Origin of the sequence: Curtobacterium herbarum, from assembly GCF_016907335.1 — a bacterium.
Classification (GTDB): Bacteria; Actinomycetota; Actinomycetes; order Actinomycetales; family Microbacteriaceae; genus Curtobacterium; species Curtobacterium herbarum.
The window spans coordinates 2,575,330-2,592,424 of sequence record NZ_JAFBBT010000001.1 but is presented as its reverse complement, the minus strand read 5'-3'; the positions used below and the strand labels follow the sequence as shown (position 1 = coordinate 2,592,424).

The window sequence follows — 17,095 nt, the reverse complement described above, 5'->3', positions numbered from 1 at the left end:
GCCACACGAACTCGAGCGTCGGATCGATGCGGATACCCATGTCGCCAACGCTCGCGCACCACGGGCGTCGACGGAGTCGGGCAGCGTGATCTGTGGAGAACCCCGGGGCGGACCGTCGGGTGTGGACGGGAGGCGGGGCGCGCCTCCCGTCCGGATCGGCTACTGCTGCGGACCGCCGGCCGGGCCAGCTGCCGGACCGCCCGAGGGACCGGTCGCGGGGCCGTCGGACGGACCTCCGGCGCCGGGGTCCTCGTCGATCCCACCGGACTCGTCCTCGTGCGGACGGTCGTCGGTGGCGTCGTTCAGCAGGTCCTCGAGCGCACGGTCGAACGCGTCGTCCTCGGCGGACTGCGAGGGGTCCCGCAGCCGGGCGACGAGGGACTCCGGCGCGTCGATGTCGTCGGAGCCGGGCACCAGGTCGAACGCGGCCCACAGGGCGTCGCGCTGGTCGGCGCCGAGCGCGTCGGTCACGCGCTGCCACATCGCGGCCGCCTCGCGCAGGCGGCGGGGGCGGAGCTCCAGACCGACCAGCGTGGCGAAGGCGGACTCGGCCGGACCGCCCGCGGCACGGCGGCGGCGGACCATCTCGGCGATCGCCCCGGCGCGGGGGAGCCGTGCGGTCGCGGCGGCCGTGACGGTGTCGACCCAGCCCTCGACCAGGGCGAGCATCGTCTCGAGGCGGGCCAGGGCGGCGTCCTGCTCGGGCGTCCGCGGCGGGATGAGCGCCCCGGAGGCCAGCGCATCCCGCAGCTGCTCCTGGTCGGTCGGGTCGATGCCGGAGAGCGATTCCTCGACCCGGTCGAACGGGATGTGCACGCCCTTCGCGTACTCCGTGATCGAGGAGATGATGTGGAGCCGCAGCCAGCGGGCCGAGCGGAACAGTCGGGCGTGTGCGAGTTCGCGGACCGCCAGGTAGATGCGGACCTCGTCGACCGGCACGTCCAGTCCGTCGGCGAACTCGGCGACGTTCTGCGGCACCAGGGCGGCGACCTGCTCGTCGAGCAGCGGCACACCGACGTCGCCACCGGACACGACCTCCTTCGCGAGCTGTCCGACGACCTGGCCGAGCTGGATCGCGAAGAGCGCCCCGGCGACGCCGCGCATCGCCTTGGAGACGTCGCCCAACATCGCCTTGAGCTCCTCCGGCGCACGCTGGTCGATCGCCTCGGTCAGGGCGGTGGCGATGCTCGAGGCCACGGGCTCGGCGATCTGCGACCAGACCGGGGCCGTCGCCTTCGCCCACTGCTCGCGGGTGTAGACGCTCGGCGTGGCGGTGAGTTCGGCGACGGTGGTGACCTCGTCGAGCCACAGGGCCGCGACCTGGAACGCCTGCGCCGACGCCTGGGCGGTCGCGGGGTCGAGCGGCTGGGCACCCTCCCGCGCGATGGTGGCGGCGCGGTCGGCGGTCACCGTGAAGTCGATGCCGTCCGTGCCGGTCTGCGCAGCACGCTGGAGCTGGCTCATCAGTTCGGCGACGGCGGCGGGGTCGTTCGGCAGGCCGGCGGCACCGGCGAGCTGCGACGGGTCGATCTGCCCCTCGCCGGACAGGAGCTTGCGGAGCATCTCCTGGAAGTCGTCGTCCGGCCCCGGCTGCGGTTCATCAGGCATGCCGACTACGCTAACCGCTGCCCGCGGGCCCGGACCTGGGACCGGCCCGGGCATCCGCCCGGACGGCTGCGCCGTGGGCGAACAGCCTCCGGAAGGACCCTGCGTGACCCTCTTCGCCCCCGCTCCCCGTCGTCGTTCGCGCTCGCGGACCGTCGGGTGGGTGTTCGTCGCCGGAGCCGTCGTCCTGGGCCTCGTCGCGAGCGTCCTGCCGAGTCCGTACGTCATCGAGATGCCCGGACCGGTGTTCAACACGATCGGCTCGCAGCGGCAGGGGACCGGCAAGGACGCGAAGGACGTCGAGCTCATCAAGGTCGACGGACACCGCACGTACCCGACCTCGGGCGCGCTCGACATGCTCACCGTCAGCGTCCAGGGCACCGCGACCGAACGACCCTCGTGGACCAGCGTCGTCCGGGCCCTGTTGACGAAGTCGCAGGCCGTCGTGCCGGCCAGCGCGATCTACCCGCCCGGCACCTCGACCGACCAGGTCAGCAAGCAGGACGCCGCCGACATGACGAACTCCCAGCAGTCCGCCGTCGCCGCCGCGCTCATCCACCAGGGCTACCGGATCCCGACCGAGCTCGAGGTCGGCACCGTCGAGGACGGGTCCCCGGCCGACGGCGTGGTCCGCACCGGCGACGTCGTCACCGCCTTCGACGGGAAGTCCCTCCGGACCAACGCCGACGCGACGACGCTCCGCCAGCTGGTCGCGAAGCACGGCACGTCGTCCCCCGCGACGGTCACGGTCGAGCGGGACGGCGCGACCCGCGAGGTCTCGCTGACCCCTCGCTCCCAGCAGGGGACGGCGCTCATCGGTGTCGGGGTCGTCGAGCACTACGACTTCCCCTTCGACGTCGACATCACGCTGCAGGACGTCGGCGGCCCCTCGGCCGGCATGATGTTCGCCCTCGGGATCATCGACGAGATCACGCCGGGCGAGCTCAACGGCGGCAAGCACGTCGCCGGCACCGGCACGATCACCGCCGGCGGCCAGGTCGGCCCGATCGGCGGCATCCGCCAGAAGCTCTACGGGGCCCGTGCCGCCGGCGCCACCGTGTTCCTCGCGCCGAAGACGAACTGCAACGAGGTCGTCGGCCACGTCCCGGCGGGCCTCGACGTCTACGCGGTGTCGACCCTCGACCAGGCCGTCACGGACCTGTCGACGATCGCCGACGGCGGCAGCACCGCCGGGCTGGCGCGCTGCACGAGCTGAGCGACGGGGCGGGCGGGGGGACGGGCCTCCCGGCCGGAGCGGAGGCCCGTGCCGACTTCCTGAGACGCAGCACAGGTTGACTGTCGGCCGGGGCGAATAGGATCGTCAGCACTGACGGCTCGGCCTGCCGGCGCCGCTGGTCCGACACGTCTGGAGCACAACAAGTGACGAACACCTCGTCCACCGCGGGACGGCGCTCGCCGCGTGTCCCGATCGTGGTCACGATCATCGTGCTGGCCGCACTGGTGATCGGCTTCTTCATCTTCGCCAGCCTCTACACCGACTACGCGTGGTTCACGCAGCTCGGGTTCGAGCGGGTCCTCACCACCAGGTGGCTCGCCGGGACGGCGATGTTCGTCGCCGGGTTCCTGGGGATGGCCGTCCCGGTCTGGCTGAGCATCACGCTCGCCTTCCGGTTCCGGCCCGTCTACGCGAAGCTCAACTCGCAGCTCGACCGCTACCAGCAGGTCATCGAGCCGCTGCGCCGCGTGGTCATGCTCGGCATCCCCGCGGTGCTCGGGGTCTTCGCGGGCCTCGCCACGGCGCCGCGCTGGAGCATGGTGCTGGAGTACTTCAACCGCACCCCGTTCGGCAAGACCGACCCGCAGTTCGGGCTCGACATCGGGTTCTACGTCTTCGAGCTGCCGTTCTGGCGCTCCGTCGTGGCCTACTCGTCCGCGGTCGTCCTGATCGCCGGGCTCGCCGCCCTGGCCGCCACGTACCTGTACGGCGCGCTCCGCTTCGGTGGGCGCGAGGTCCGCATCTCGCGCGCCGCCCGCGTCCAGCTCGCCGTCACGGCCGGGCTGTACATCGCGCTGCAGGCCGCCAGCCTGTGGCTCGACCAGTACGCCGCGCTGACGAAGGACAACTCGCTCATCACCGGAGCGCAGTACACCGAGGTCAACGCGACCATCCCCGGCCGCGAGATCATGGCCGGCATCGCCGCGATCGTGGCGATCCTGTTCATCGTCACCGCGGTCATCGGCCGCTGGCGCATCTCGATCGTCGGTACCGGCCTGCTCCTCGTCGCGGCGATCGTCATCGGCGGCATCTACCCGTGGATCGTCCAGCGCCTGCAGGTCGCACCGAGCGAGCGGTCGTTCGAGTCGGCGTTCATCCAGCGGAACATCGACGCCACGCGTGACGCCTACGACGTCGCCGGGGTCAAGGAACGCGACTACGACGCGACCACCACCGCCACGTCGGGCGCCCTGTCGGAGGACGCCCAGACCACCGCGAACATCCGCATCATCGACCCGAAGATCGTCGCGGACACGTACAGCCAGCTGCAGCAGTACCGGCAGTACTACAAGTTCCCCGACCAGCTCGACGTCGACCGCTACCAGGTCGACGGCAAGACCGAGGACACCGTCCTGGCGGTCCGTGACATCGACCTCGACGGCCTCGGTGCCTCGGCGACGCAGTACAACCGCACGTTCGTCTACACCCACGGCTACGGCGTCGTCGCGGCGTACGGCAACCAGCGCGCGAGCGACGGCAAGCCGGTGTTCATCGAGTCGGGCATCCCGGCCGGTGGCGACCTGGGCAAGTACCAGCCGCGCGTGTACTTCGGCGAGAACTCGCCCGCGTACTCGATCGTCGGCGCGCCGAAGGGCACGAAGGACGTCGAGCTGGACTACCCGTCCGGGTCCGACGACAACGACGGCAACGCGACCACGACCTACGCGGCCGACGGTGGGCCGAAGATCGGCAACTTCTTCAACCGCCTGGTCTACGCGGCGAAGTTCCAGTCCGAGCAGATCCTGCTGTCGAACGCCGTGAACGCCAACTCGCAGATCCTCTACGACCGTGACCCGGTGCAGCGCGTCGGCAAGGTCGCGCCGTACCTGAAGCTCGACAAGGACGCATACCCGGCGATCGTCAACAACCGCATCCAGTGGGTCGTCGACGGGTACACCACGAGCAACGCGTACCCGTACTCGCAGAGCCAGAGCATGACGGACAGCATCAACGGCACCGACACCGGCAGTTTCCGCACCGACCAGGTGAACTACATCCGGAACTCGGTCAAGGCCACCGTCGACGCCTACACGGGCAAGGTCACGCTCTACGCGTGGGACACCACCGACCCGGTGCTGAAGACGTGGCAGAAGATCTTCCCGACCTCCCTGCAGCCGGTCTCCTCGATGAGCGCCGACCTGCTGGCGCACGTCCGCTACCCGACCGACCTGTTCAAGGTCCAGCGGAGCATCCTCGGCACCTACCACGTCACCAACGCCAACTCGTTCTACTCGGGCGACGACGCGTGGACGACCCCGGTGGACCCGACCTCCACGTCGACGAGCGCGGGGGACGCCGACTCGGCCGGCTCCGGTTCGGCGAACACGGCGGCGACGAACGCCCTCGGGACGCAGACCACCGCGACGAACCCCGACCAGCAGGACCCGTACTACCTGACGATGAAGGTGCCCGGCTCCGGGACGGCGTACTCGCTGTACAGCACGTACATCCCGAAGCAGAACTCGTCGTCGAACGCGCGGAACGTGCTGACCGGCTACCTGGCCGTCGGCTCGGACGCCAGCGGGGCGGGCAAGGGCAAGAAGGGCAAGGGCTACGGCAAGCTCACGCTGCTGACGATCCCGAAGACCGACAGCATCCCGGGCCCGTCGCAGGTGCAGAACCTGTTCAACTCGGACCCGACCGTGTCGCAGGAGCTCAACATCCTGAAGCGCGGCAACAGCACGGTAAAGCAGGGCAACCTGCTGACCCTGCCGGTGGGCGGCGGGTTCCTCTACGTCCAGCCGGTGTACGTGCAGTCCACCTCGAGCGGCTCGTACCCGCTGCTGCAGAAGGTCCTGGTGGCCTTCGGCGACAAGATCGCGTTCGAGGACACCCTCGACCAGGCGCTCGACGAGCTGTTCGGTGGCAACTCCGGGGCAGCGGCCGGCGACTCCGGTGCCGCATCGGGGTCGGGCTCCGGCTCGGACTCGGGCGACAGCGGGTCGGGCACCTCGACCGGTGGCACCTCCACCGGCGGTGCGACCGGGGGCTCCACGGGCGGCTCGACCGCGGGCAGCAGCAACCCGGACGTCCAGCAGGCGCTGTCCGATGCCGACAAGGCACTCCGGGCCCGCGAGCAGGCCTACGCCGAGAACGACCTGGTGGGTGCTGCCGAGGCCGACAAGCAGCTGCAGCAGGCCATCGAGGCCGCCATCGCAGCCGAGAACAGCGCCGCCTCGAAGCGGTGAACACGCCGAGCGGGGTGCTCGATTTGGCACCCCGCTCGGGCCCGTGTAGTGTTTTCCATGTGCCGCGGGGTGGAGCAGTTCGGTAGCTCGCTGGGCTCATAACCCAGAGGTCGTAGGTTCAAATCCTGCCCCCGCAACCAACGCGACACGAGAAGCCCCGGTCCTCACGGACCGGGGCTTCTTCGCGTTCCCGCCGCTAGCCTGGCTTCGTGACGACCCTGACCATCGCGGCAGCCCAGTTCGCCCCCGTCGACGACACCGCGGCGAACCTCCGGACCGTGGCCGACGCTGCCCGGACCGCGGCGGAGCAGGGTGCGCAGCTCCTGGTCACGCCCGAGTACACCTCGTACTTCACGGCCGACATCGACGACCGCTTCGTCGCGGCCGCGCAGCCGCTCGACGGGCACTTCGTCACGGGCCTCCGTCGGATCGCCCGGAGCACCGGCATCGCCCTGGTCGTCGGCGTGGCCGAGACGGGGGAGACGTCGGAGCGCTTCCGGAACACCCTCGTGGCCATCGGCGCGGACGGTGCGGTGCTGACCGCGTACCGGAAGGTCCACCTCTACGACGCGTTCGGGTCGCGGGAGTCCGACCGGATCGAGGCCGGCGACCCCGCGCAGCTGCCGGTGGTCGAGGTCGAGGGCGTCCGGGTCGGCCTCGAGACCTGTTACGACCTGCGCTTCCCGGAGGTCACCCGCCGTCTGGCCGCGACCGAGCACGGCGCGGCCGACGTGGTGGTCCTGCCGGCCGAGTGGGTCCGCGGCCCGGGCAAGGAGCACCACTGGCGGACGCTGCTGACCGCGCGGGCGATCGAGAACACGGTCTGGGTCGTCGGCGTCGGGCAGGCACCACCCGTCGGCATCGGCGGATCGGTGGCACTCGACCCCACCGGCACCGCGGTCGCCGCACTCGGAGCCGAGCCCGGGCTGCTCGTCACGACCGTCGACACCGCGGTCACCGAGCGGGTGCGGGCCGTGAACCCGTCCCTGGCGCTCCGCCGGTACGACGTGCAGCTCCGCGACTGACCCACGCCCACCGGCGAGGCGCTCAGACCGCCGCGGCGAGCCCCGCCAGCCGGGCCACGGCCTCCTCGAGCACCGACCGCCGCTTGCAGAAGGCGAACCGGATGAGCGACCGGTACCCGTCGACGTGGTCCGGCCGGACGAACGCCGACACCGGCACGCCCACGACGCCGGCCAGCTGCGGGAGCTCCAGGCAGAGCGCGCGGGCGTCGTCGTGTCCGAGCGGGGCCGCGTCCGCGATGACGAAGTAGCCCGCGTCCGGCCGCAGGACGTCGAAGCCGGCGGCGGCGAGGCCGTCGGCCAGGATCGCCTGCTTCGCCCCGAGGTCGGCTGCGATCCCGGCGAAGACCGCGTCGGGCAGGCGCAGCCCGGTGGCGATCGCCGGCTGGAAGGGTGCTCCGTTGACGAACGTCAGGTACTGCTTGACGGTCGTGATGGCCTCGACGAGGGCCGGGGGAGCGGTGAGCCAGCCGATCTTCCACCCCGTGGTGTTGAAGGTCTTGCCAGCACTCGAGATCGACACGGTGCGCTCGCGTGCACCGGGGAGCGTGACCGGCGGGACGTGGGTGCCGGCGAACGCCAGGTGCTCGTAGACCTCGTCGGTGACGATGACCGCGTCGGTGCGCTCGGCGAGCTCGACCACGGTGCGGAGGACCTCGACCGGCAGCACCCGCCCGGTCGGGTTGTGCGGGGTGTTGACGAGCACGACCCGGGTGCGGTCCGTGAACGCGGCGCGGAGGTCGGCCTCGTCGGGCAGGAAGTCGGGGGCCCGGAGCGCAACGGTGACGTGCGTCGCGCCGGCCAGCCGGATGAGCGCGCCGTAGGCGTCGTAGAACGGTTCGAAGGTGACGACCTCGTCACCGGGCTCGACCAGTGCCAGCAGGGTCGCGGCCAACGCCTCGGTCGCGCCGGCGGTGACCAGGACCTCCCGATCGGGGTCGACGTCCAGGCCGTACCAGCGGGACTGGTGCTCGGCGACGGCGGCACGGAGGTCCGGCGTGCCCCGGCCCGGCGGGTACTGGTTCGCGCCGCTGCGGATGGCCTGGACCGCGGCCTCGAGGACCTCGGCGGGCCCGTCCTCGTCGGGGAACCCCTGCCCCAGGTTGATCGCGCCGGTCGCCGCCGCCAGGGCGCTCATCTCGGCGAAGACGGTCGGCGCGGGCACCCCGTCGGGTCCCAGGAGCATGGCGCCCTCGGCTGCTCGCAGCCACGGACCGGTCTGCCGCATGAGCGACCCCTCTCGACGTCGAGGCACCGGCCGGGAGGCACGGCGCACGCTGGCCACCAACCTAGCGTCCGCCCCGTCCCGGCTCCGGTGGCCGTCCCGGCTCCGGTGGTCCCGGTCCGTCGTCTGCGGACCGGGCGCACAGCTGACGCATACGATCGGCTTGGCCAGCTCGCAGGTGCGCCATCATGACCGCCCAGGTCGGTGGTGGAGACTGCAGGAGCTTGAAAGGAGCACGTCCAACATGAGCGACACCACGCCCAACGGGCACGGCGACGACGACCGTCGCGACGAGACCACCGGTCCGGACGAGTCGAACGGCACCCAGCACGGGCACCGCGACGCCGACGACACGGACGTGGTGGGGACGACTCCGGCAGCGGAGAGCGAGCACACCACCGCCTCCGACCACCCCACCGAGCAGTACACGACGCCGTACCCGACGTTCGACGCCGGGTCGTCCTCGGACGCCGACGCGACGGAGACCGCCCAGTACGGCCAGTACGGCCAGTACGGCCAGCACGGCCAGACCGCGCCGCAGGGGCAGCCCGGCGACCAGTCCCAGACCGCGCAGTACGGGCAGGGTTCCCAGTACGGTCAGGACTCGCAGTACGGCCAGGCCTCCCAGTACGGCCAGACCCCGCAGTACGGCCAGACCCCGCAGTACGGGCAGGACCAGTACGGGCAGCAGAGCCAGTACGGTCAGGCAGCACCGTACGGGCAGCAGGGCCAGTACGGGCAGGACGCGCAGTACGGCCAGGGTCAGTACGGCCAGCCCTCGCAGTCCGGCCAGCAGGGCCAGTACGGCGACCAGGGCCAGTACGGCCAGCAGGGTCAGTACGGCGACCAGGGCCAGTACGGCCAGCAGAGCCAGTACGGCCAGGACCGCCCCCGCTACGGCGAGTACTCCGGCGCCGCAGCCCCCACCCCGTCGACCGACCAGGCGCCGTCGTCCGCGACGAGCTCGTTCGGTGACGCCGCCGACCAGCAGCGCGCGAACGGCCACTACTTCTCCGGCGCCCCGGCCACGACCGGCACCACCACCCGTGATCGCTCCGGCCGGGGCAAGCTCGTCCTGCCGATCGTCGCGGGGCTCGTCCTCGCCGGCCTCGTCGGCGGCGGCGCGGGCTGGGCTGCTGGTTCGGCCAGCAACGGCAGCACCATCTCGAGCGGCGGCGGCACCTCGCAGAGCGGCGGCAACCTGACCGTCAACGACTACGACTCCGCCACCGTCGTGACGGCGGTCGCTGCGAAGGCCACCCCGTCCGTCGTGACGATCAACGTCTCGGCGAGCAGCGAAGCCGGCACCGGTTCCGGTGTCGTGCTCAACAAGGACGGCTACATCGTCACGAACACCCACGTGGTGACGCTCGACGGGGACAGCTCGAGCGGGACCATCTCGGTGACGACCTCGAACGGCCGTGTGTACAAGGGCAAGCTCGTCGGCACCGACCCGACGGTCGACCTCGCGGTCATCAAGATCGACGCACCGGACCTCACCCCGATGTCCTTCGCCGACTCGTCGAAGCTCAACGTCGGGGACACCGCCGTGGCGATCGGTGCGCCGCTGGGGCTGTCGAACACGGTCACCGACGGCATCGTCTCGACCCTGAACCGCAGCATCCAGGTCACCTCGAGCGACCCGAACGCGGGCGGCGACTCGAACGAGGGCCAGGGCAACAACGGCAACGGCCCGTTCGACTTCTGGGGCAACGGCGACAACGGCAGCAGCTCCTCGGCGGGCACCACGGTGTCCCTGCCGGTGATCCAGACCGATGCGTCGATCAACCCCGGCAACTCCGGCGGTGCGCTGCTCGACGACAAGGGCCGGCTGATCGGCATCAACGTCGCGATCGCCAGCGCCGGCAGCTCGAGCTCGTCGAGCTCCCAGTCGGGCAGCATCGGCGTCGGCTTCTCGATCCCGTCGAACCTGGTGAAGCGCGTCGCCTCCGAGATCGTCGACAACGGCAAGGCCACGCACGGTCTGCTCGGTGCCTCGGTCGGCGACGCCACCGAGGACGCCAACGCCTCGCAGGTCGGCGCCCTCATCAAGTCGGTCGTCTCCGGTGGCGCAGCCGCCGACGCCGGTCTGCAGAAGGGCGACGTCGTCACGAAGCTCGGCGACGCCACGATCGCCGACGCGACGGACCTCACGGCGCAGGTCCGCTTCTTCGCCGGCGGTGCGACGACGAAGGTCACCTACGTCCGCAACGGGGAGACCCGGACCGCTGACGTCAAGCTGGGGACCTACGACAGCTCGAAGTGACCCGACCACCCATGACGGGAGGCCCGCCACCGGACCGGTGGCGGGCCTCCCGTCCGTCCGGGGCCGGGACGGCTGAGCGGTGCCGCGGGACCGTGACGACGGACCGGTACCGCGGGACCGTGATGACGGACCGGGGAGTCGACCCCAGGGGTCGGCCAGGTGCCCGTCGCGGGTGCTTGATAGGCTCGGTCCGCTCTGCGGGGCGGCCCCACGGGTCGCGTCGCGCCCGCCGGACCCCGAGGATCACATGCAGCACGACGGACAGGCCCTGCCGGGTGTCTCCTACGTCATGCCCGTCCTCAACGAGGTGACCGAGGTCCGCGCCGCGGTGGGCAGTCTGCTCGAGCAGGACTACCCGGGGCCGTTCGAGGTCATCCTGGCCCTCGGCCCGTCGATCGACGGCACGAACGAACTCGTCGCCGAGATGAGTGCCGCCGACCCGCGCATCCGTGCGGTCGACAACCCGGTCGGCTCGACGCCCGCCGGTCTCAACGTCGCGATCCGGGCCTCCGAGCACCCGATCGTCGTGCGGGTCGACGCGCACAGCGTCCTGCCGCCGGAGTACACGCGCATCGCCGTCCGGACCCTGCAGGAGTCGGGTGCGGACAACGTCGGCGGCATCATGCGGGCCGAGGGACGGACGCCGTTCGAGCAGGCCGTGGCCCTGGCGTACGGCAGTCGCGTCGGCCTGGGCGGGACCCCGCACCACGTCGGCGGTCAGGCCGGCCCGGCCGAGACCGCGTACCTCGGAGTGTTCCGCCGTGAGCGCCTGTTCGCCGTCGGGCTCTTCGACGAGGGCATCAAGCGCGGCCAGGACTGGGAACTCAACCGACGCCTCCGGACCACGGGCGGCACGGTCTGGTTCACGCCCGAGCTCGTCGTCACCTACCGGCCGCGGCCGAGCCTGAAGCGCCTGGTCCGGCAGTTCGTCGCCACGGGGCTGTGGCGTGGTGAACTGGCCCGACGGTTCCCGGCCGGCAACGGCGTGCGCTACTTCGTCCCGCCGCTGATGGTCGTGGCCGTCGCCCTCGGACTCGTCGCCGGACTCGTCGGTGTCGTCGGGGCGCTCCTCGGCTCGCCGCTCGCCTGGGCGATGACCGGGTTCGCGATCCCGGCGGTCTACCTGCTCTTCGTCGTCGTCGGTGCCCTCGCGGTGTCGCGGCGATCGGTGCCGGCGACGCGGGCGTGGCTGCTCGTCGTCCTGCCGTGCATCCACGTCGGCTGGGGTGTCGGCTTCATCATCGGGTTCCTGACGCGGACCTCCGATCTGACCACGCACACGGGACGGTGACCGACATGGCCGACGACGACCTCGGGAACGACGGCGCACCGGACCCCCGGGGCGGTCGCGGGTTCACCCGACCGACCTCGATCGCCGAACTGCGGGCGGTGGCCCAGCCGGACGAGGTCCGCGCGCGCGCCAACGCCGAGCACTGGACGGCCTCGCTCTACCTGCGGGACATCTCGCCGTACCTGACGTCGCTGCTGCTGCGCACCCGGGTCAGCGCGAACCAGGTCACCGGGCTGATGATCCTGGTCGGGTGGTCCACCGCGGCCGCACTCCTGATCCCGGGCATCTGGGGAGCGCTCCTCGCGCTCGTGCTCGGGCAGCTGCAGATGCTCGTCGACTGCTCGGACGGCGAGGTCGCCCGGTGGCGCGGCACCCGGTCCCCGGCCGGCATCTTCCTCGACAAGGTCGGGCACTACACGACCGAGGGGCTCATCCCGATCGCCCTCGGCGTCCGGGCGGCGACCTGGCCGATCCACGGTGCCGACTGGATGTGGACGACGATCGGGTGCGCGCTCGGCCTGGTGATCGTCCTCAACAAGGCGCTCAACGACATGGTGCACGTCGCCCGTGCGCACGGTGGCATGGCGAAGCTCGCGGACCGTCGCGACGGGGTCACCGCCCCGTCGGGTGCCCGGCTCGCCACGCTCCGCCGGATCGCCCGCTTCCTGCCCTTCCACCGGCTGTACCACTCGGTCGAGCTGACGATCATCACGTTCGTCGTCGCGCTGCTGGCGCTCGTCATCGGGCACCCGCTGGCCGACCGGGTCCTGGTCGGCGCGCTCCTGCCGCTGGCCGTCCTGGCGACCGCCGGGCACTTCCTGGCGATCATGTCGTCGAAGCGGGTCCGCGCGTGACGCCCGGTACCGTCCGTCGTGGCGCGGTGCCGCACCGCGATCGGCCGCGCGTCGCCGTCGTCAGCCTGTCGCAGGGCACCCGCCCCGACGACCTGCGCCGTGGCCTGGAGAGCGTGCTCGCGCAGCAGGGCGTCGAGCTCGACGTGGTCTGCGTCGGCAACGGGTGGCAGCCGGTCGGACTGCCCGACGGGGTCCGCGCGCTCGCGCTGCCGGAGAACCTCGGCATCCCCGCCGGCCGGAACGCCGGTGCGGCCGCGGTCGACGGTGACTACGTGTTCTTCCTCGACGACGACGCCTCGGTGCCGTCGCCGACGTTCCTCCGCGACGCGATCGACCTGTTCGAGCACGACCCGTCGCTCGGCCTGGTGCAGCCCCGGGTCGTGGACCCCACCGGCACGGCCAACCCGCGCCGCTGGGTGCCCCGGATCCGCAAGGGCGACCCTGAGCAGAGCTCGCCGGTGTTCTCCGTGTGGGAGGGCGCCGTCGTCCTGCCGATGGACGTCTGGCGCGCGGTCGGCGGCTGGGGAGCCGAGTACTTCTACGCCCACGAGGGCATCGAGCTCGCCTGGCGGGTCTGGGACGCCGGACGTCGGACCTGGTACGCGGGGGAGCTCGTCGCGAACCACCCCGCGATCGACCCGGCACGCCACCGTGAGTACGTCCGCCTGAACGCCCGGAACCGGGTGTGGTTGGCACGGCGCAACCTGCCCGCCGTGCTCCGGCCGCTCTACGTCGGCAGCTGGGCCACGATCCAGGTGCTGCGCTGGTGGCGGTCACCCCGTCGGCTCGCGACCTGGTTCAGCGGCGTCGCCGAGGGGTGGCGCACCGACTGCGGCCCGGTCCACGTGATGGGATGGCTCACGATCGGCCGGATGACGCTGGCGGGCCGCCCACCCGTCGTCTGAGCGTGCGGGACGGACAGGAGGCGCGCCTCCCGTCCGCACCGGATCGCCCGTCTCGCACCGCACCGCCTGTCCCGCACCGCACCGCCTGTCCCGCACCGCACCGCCTGTCCCGCACCGCACCACCCGAACCGCCGCACGACCTGTCCGACCCACCGCCCAGGAGCACAGCATGGCCATCGTCAAGGACGCCCGTACCGCGATCCGGCTCGCCGGCCGACTGTGGCGCTCGCGGCAGACGCGGTCGCAGCTGGCACGCCGGCTGCCCGCGGTCCCGACGCCCGCGCCCGGCACGATCGAGATCGCGGTGTACTTCGCCGACGGGCCGGTGAACATGTACCAGATCCGCCAGTGGTACGGCCCGCTCGCCGAGCTGGCCCGGCACCGCGGGGTGGCGATCGTGTCCCGCAGCCCGGGCGCGATGCTGGCCCTGGCGGACGAGTCGCCCGTCCCCGTCGTCTACGCGCGGCAGGTCGTCGACCTCGAGCGCTTCGTCACCGAGCAGGCGCCGAAGGTGGTGCTGTACGTCAACCAGAACGCCCGCAACTTCCAGATGATGCGGTACGGGCGGATGTGGCACGTCTTCGTCAACCACGGCGAGAGCGACAAGATGTACATGACGACGAACCAGTTCAAGGCCTACGACGCCGCGCTGATCGCCGGCGACGCGGCCCGGGACCGACTCGCCGATGCGCTCTGGGACTACGACCTGGACGCCCGGGCCATCGCGATCGGACGGCCGCAGGCGGACCACTTCGCCGGTGAGCCGCCGTACCCGGCCGACGGGCGCACCGTCGTGCTCTACGCGCCGACCTGGGAGGGCGACCGTGCCGCGGCCGCCTACGGGTCGATCGCCAGCCACGGGACGACCATCGCCGAGCAGGTCCTGGCGTCGCCGCGGCACCGGTTGGTCTACCGGCCGCACCCCCGCAGCGGGGTGCGCGACGCCGACTACCGGGCGGCGCACCAGCGGATCGTCGCTGCGATCACGGCCGCGAACGCCGCCGACCCGTCGGCGCACCACGTGTACGACGACGGGCCGACGCTGGGCTGGCAGCTCGCGGGGGCCGACGTGGCGATCACCGACATCAGCGCGATGATCTACGACCGTCTGGCCGTCGGCAAGCCCCTGATCGTCACCCGTCCGGTGTCACCGGAGGCGGACGTCGACGAGCGGGGCTACCTGGGCGACGCCAACTGGCTGCTGGCGGCGGACGCCGGGGACGTCGTCGCGCGGGTGGACCGCGCCGCGACGGACGCCGACGAGTTGGCGAAGCTGCAGCACTGGGTGCAGCGCTACTTCGGGGACACCACGCCGGGCGTCGCCACGGCGCGGTTCCACGACGCGATCGACCGGCTGGTCGCCCGCTGGCACGAGGTCGCGCGTGCCCGGTCGACGGACTGACCCCCGTCCGACGCGTCCGTCCGGTCACGGAGCGAGCCCCGGGCCGGCCAGCGACATCCGCCACAGGAACTCCGTGCGGTCCGGGCGTCGCCACCGGACGATGACGACACCGGTCTCGTCCGCGCCGGCGCCGAACACGGCCAGGGACAGTCCGCGCCCCGGCTCGAGACGGCGGACGACGAGGGGCGGCGAGTAGCCCGTGCCGAGGTGGGTGAGGGAGATCCCGTCGAGGGTCTCGGAGCTGGTGTTGACCAGCTCGTAGCGGCGTGGTGCGGCTGATCGGTCGATGGTGAAGGGGACCGGGTAGGCGGTGATGGGGTGACGCATGGGGAGCACGCTAGGGGTGGGGTCCGACGTCGGGGCCCTCGGGGACCCCTCGGGGGACCGGGGCTGTGGAGCGTGCCCCGGGGGTGCTCGGTTGTGGAGGAGTGGACGTCAGACGCCGTGGTCGGCGTTGTACCGCTCCAGCGCCTCGTCGATCGGACCGTCGAACTGCAGACGGCCGCCGTCGAGGTACAGGCCGCGGTCGCAGAACCGGCGCAGGTCCTTGTCGCTGTGCGAGACGAAGAACAGCGTCCGACCGCCCGCGAGCAGCTCCTCGATCCGCCTGTAGCACTTCTCACGGAACTTCTTGTCGCCGACGGCGAGGACCTCGTCGACGAGGATCACCGGCTCGTCCAGACGCGAGATGACCGCGAACGCGATCCGTACCTTCATGCCGCTCGACAGGTGCTTGTACGGGGTGTCGACGAAGTCCGCGATCTCGGCGAACGCGATGATCTCGTCGAAGGCGGCCCGGATCTCCGCTCGCGACATGCCGTGCAGCCCCGCGGTCAGGTACACGTTGTCGCGGACCGTCAGGTCGCCGACGAAGCCGCCGGTGATCTCGATCAGGGGCGCGACACCGGCTCCGACGTGGACACGGCCCTCGTCCGGCAGCATCACCTGGGCGACGAGCTTGAGCAGCGTCGACTTGCCCTGGCCGTTCCGCCCGACGACGCCGATCGCCTCGCCCGGGCGGACGTCGAACGACACGTCCCGCAGCGCCCAGAACTCGTCCGCCTTCCGACGGCGCTGCCCCCGGCCGAAGAGGTCCTTGAAGCTCCGGCTGGCGCGGCGGTTCCGTTTGAAGCGGATGCCGGCGCCCGTCACGGAGATCACCGGCGCGGTGGCGCGGGCGGTCGTCACGGGTTCGGTCGTGGCCATCACAGCTCCTTGAGGACGCGGTGCTCGCTGCGGCGGAACACGACGATGCCGATGACGAGGACGATGCCCGTGACGACGACCGACGCGAGCACCTCCTTCCAGTCCAGCTGACCGGGGAAGAACGCCGAGCGGTAGATGCCGAAGATCCCGCTCAGCGGGTTGATCGCGGCGATGTCGTGCAGGGCCTTCGGGAGCGCCTGCGTGCCGTAGATGATCGGGGACGCGTAGAACAGGAAGCGCAGCACGAGCTTCACGGCACGCTCGAGGTCGCGGAAGAACACCACGAGCGGCGCGACGATCAGCCCGAGGCCGTACACCAGCGTGACCTGCAGGACGATCGCGATCGGCCAGAGCACGACCTGCCAGTGCAGGTGCGCCCCGGTGGCGATGACGAACACCGCGAGCACCGGGATGCTCAGCAGGAACTCGATGGCCTTCGACGCGTCGATCCGGGCCACCCAGATGCTGCGCGGGATGGTCGTCGAGCGGATCAGCTTGGCTTCCTTGATGAACGCGCGGGTCGAGTCCGAGACGCCGCCGGTGAACCACATCCAGGGCAGCAGCGCCGTCAGCAGGAAGACGATGTACGGCTCCTCGCCCACCTTGCCGCGGTGGAACACCTGCGTGAAGACGAACCAGTAGATCGCCGACATCACCAGCGGGTCGAGGATCGACCAGAAGTACCCGAGCGCGGACGTCGAGTACCGCACCCGCAGGTCGCGGACCGTCAGCAGCCAGAGCGCCTGGCGGTAGCGACGAGCGGAGCCGCGAGAAGCGGCGGGCGTGACGCCAGCACCGGGCCCAGCGACGCCCGGCCGTTCAGCGCCGGGCCGTGCGCCGTCCGGCCGTTCTGCACCGGGCTGCGCGGTCGTCGGCTGCGCGTCAGTCATGGGT

13 protein-coding genes and 1 tRNA gene are annotated in these 17,095 nt (G+C 71.6%); 9 read left to right on the top strand and 5 right to left on the bottom strand.

Going from position 1 to position 17,095, the window contains the following annotated elements; all coding sequences use genetic code 11:
• Positions 1-159 precede the first annotated feature (159 nt).
• On the bottom strand, positions 160-1,608 hold the full coding sequence (locus JOD51_RS12310) for a zinc-dependent metalloprotease (RefSeq protein ID WP_204608893.1): 1,449 nt from the start codon (positions 1,606-1,608) through the stop codon (positions 160-162).
• 103 nt (positions 1,609-1,711) lie between these two features.
• Here JOD51_RS12310 and JOD51_RS17580 point away from each other — a divergent pair, with 103 nt between their 5' ends.
• The 4 genes from JOD51_RS17580 to JOD51_RS12290 all read left to right on the top strand — a co-directional run bounded on the left by JOD51_RS17580 (position 1,712) and on the right by JOD51_RS12290 (position 7,055).
• Entirely contained in the window at positions 1,712-2,821 is a 1,110-nt protein-coding gene (locus tag JOD51_RS17580) for a YlbL family protein (RefSeq protein ID WP_259557715.1), read from the top strand.
• Positions 2,822-2,985: 164 nt separating this feature from the next.
• Entirely contained in the window at positions 2,986-6,030 is a 3,045-nt protein-coding gene (locus tag JOD51_RS12300) for a UPF0182 family membrane protein (RefSeq protein ID WP_204608890.1), read from the top strand.
• A gap of 63 nt (positions 6,031-6,093) precedes the next feature.
• Positions 6,094-6,170, top strand: a tRNA-Met gene (locus JOD51_RS12295).
• 69 nt (positions 6,171-6,239) lie between these two features.
• Complete coding sequence (locus JOD51_RS12290; protein ID WP_204608889.1) at positions 6,240-7,055, top strand: carbon-nitrogen hydrolase family protein; 816 nt, start codon at positions 6,240-6,242, stop codon at positions 7,053-7,055.
• 22 nt (positions 7,056-7,077) lie between these two features.
• Here the strand turns inward: JOD51_RS12290 and JOD51_RS12285 are convergent, their stop codons facing one another.
• A complete protein-coding gene (locus tag JOD51_RS12285; protein ID WP_204608887.1) occupies positions 7,078-8,280 on the bottom strand; it encodes an aminotransferase class I/II-fold pyridoxal phosphate-dependent enzyme in 1,203 nt (400 codons plus the stop codon).
• A gap of 241 nt (positions 8,281-8,521) precedes the next feature.
• Here JOD51_RS12285 and JOD51_RS12280 point away from each other — a divergent pair, with 241 nt between their 5' ends.
• From JOD51_RS12280 to JOD51_RS12260, 5 genes are all read left to right on the top strand, one after another.
• A complete protein-coding gene (locus JOD51_RS12280) occupies positions 8,522-10,543 on the top strand; it encodes a S1C family serine protease (protein WP_204608885.1) in 2,022 nt (673 codons plus the stop codon).
• A gap of 247 nt (positions 10,544-10,790) precedes the next feature.
• Positions 10,791-11,834 carry a glycosyltransferase family 2 protein gene (locus tag JOD51_RS12275; protein WP_204608883.1) on the top strand — a complete coding sequence of 348 codons (1,044 nt, stop codon included), beginning with the start codon at positions 10,791-10,793 and terminating at the stop codon, positions 11,832-11,834.
• A gap of 5 nt (positions 11,835-11,839) precedes the next feature.
• Positions 11,840-12,688, top strand: a complete 849-nt coding sequence (locus JOD51_RS12270; RefSeq protein WP_204608880.1) for a CDP-alcohol phosphatidyltransferase family protein — start codon at positions 11,840-11,842, stop codon at positions 12,686-12,688.
• Complete coding sequence (locus JOD51_RS12265; protein WP_259557720.1) at positions 12,685-13,593, top strand: glycosyltransferase family 2 protein; 909 nt, start codon at positions 12,685-12,687, stop codon at positions 13,591-13,593. The genes JOD51_RS12270 and JOD51_RS12265 overlap by 4 nt, the downstream gene beginning before the upstream one ends.
• A 169-nt stretch (positions 13,594-13,762) precedes the next feature.
• Positions 13,763-14,995, top strand: a complete 1,233-nt coding sequence (locus JOD51_RS12260; protein ID WP_204608876.1) for a CDP-glycerol glycerophosphotransferase family protein — start codon at positions 13,763-13,765, stop codon at positions 14,993-14,995.
• Between the two features lie 24 nt (positions 14,996-15,019).
• On the opposite strand, the gene JOD51_RS12255 is transcribed toward JOD51_RS12260, so the two are convergent.
• The 3 genes from JOD51_RS12255 to JOD51_RS12245 form a co-directional block, all read right to left on the bottom strand.
• Positions 15,020-15,322, bottom strand: a complete 303-nt coding sequence (locus JOD51_RS12255; protein WP_204608874.1) for a hypothetical protein — start codon at positions 15,320-15,322, stop codon at positions 15,020-15,022.
• 108 nt (positions 15,323-15,430) lie between these two features.
• Positions 15,431-16,201, bottom strand: coding sequence for an ABC transporter ATP-binding protein (locus JOD51_RS12250; protein WP_204608872.1), 771 nt, complete (start codon positions 16,199-16,201; stop codon positions 15,431-15,433).
• Entirely contained in the window at positions 16,201-17,091 is an 891-nt protein-coding gene (locus tag JOD51_RS12245) for an ABC transporter permease (protein WP_204608870.1), read from the bottom strand. Before JOD51_RS12245 ends, JOD51_RS12250 begins: the two co-directional genes overlap by 1 nt.
• Positions 17,092-17,095 lie beyond the last annotated feature (4 nt).

What these genes read in the sequence shown, in the direction of transcription:
- JOD51_RS12310 (WP_204608893.1), bottom strand. Translation starts at nt 1,608, where the DNA reads ATGCCTGATGAACCGCAGCCGGGGCCGGACGACGACTTCCAGGAGATG.
- JOD51_RS12285 (WP_204608887.1), bottom strand. Translation starts at nt 8,280, where the DNA reads ATGCGGCAGACCGGTCCGTGGCTGCGAGCAGCCGAGGGCGCCATGCTC.
- JOD51_RS12280 (WP_204608885.1), top strand. Translation starts at nt 8,522, where the DNA reads ATGAGCGACACCACGCCCAACGGGCACGGCGACGACGACCGTCGCGAC.
- JOD51_RS12275 (WP_204608883.1), top strand. Translation starts at nt 10,791, where the DNA reads ATGCAGCACGACGGACAGGCCCTGCCGGGTGTCTCCTACGTCATGCCC.
- JOD51_RS12270 (WP_204608880.1), top strand. Translation starts at nt 11,840, where the DNA reads ATGGCCGACGACGACCTCGGGAACGACGGCGCACCGGACCCCCGGGGC.
- JOD51_RS12260 (WP_204608876.1), top strand. Translation starts at nt 13,763, where the DNA reads ATGGCCATCGTCAAGGACGCCCGTACCGCGATCCGGCTCGCCGGCCGA.
- JOD51_RS12255 (WP_204608874.1), bottom strand. Translation starts at nt 15,322, where the DNA reads ATGCGTCACCCCATCACCGCCTACCCGGTCCCCTTCACCATCGACCGA.
- JOD51_RS12250 (WP_204608872.1), bottom strand. Translation starts at nt 16,201, where the DNA reads ATGGCCACGACCGAACCCGTGACGACCGCCCGCGCCACCGCGCCGGTG.
- JOD51_RS12245 (WP_204608870.1), bottom strand. Translation starts at nt 17,091, where the DNA reads ATGACTGACGCGCAGCCGACGACCGCGCAGCCCGGTGCAGAACGGCCG.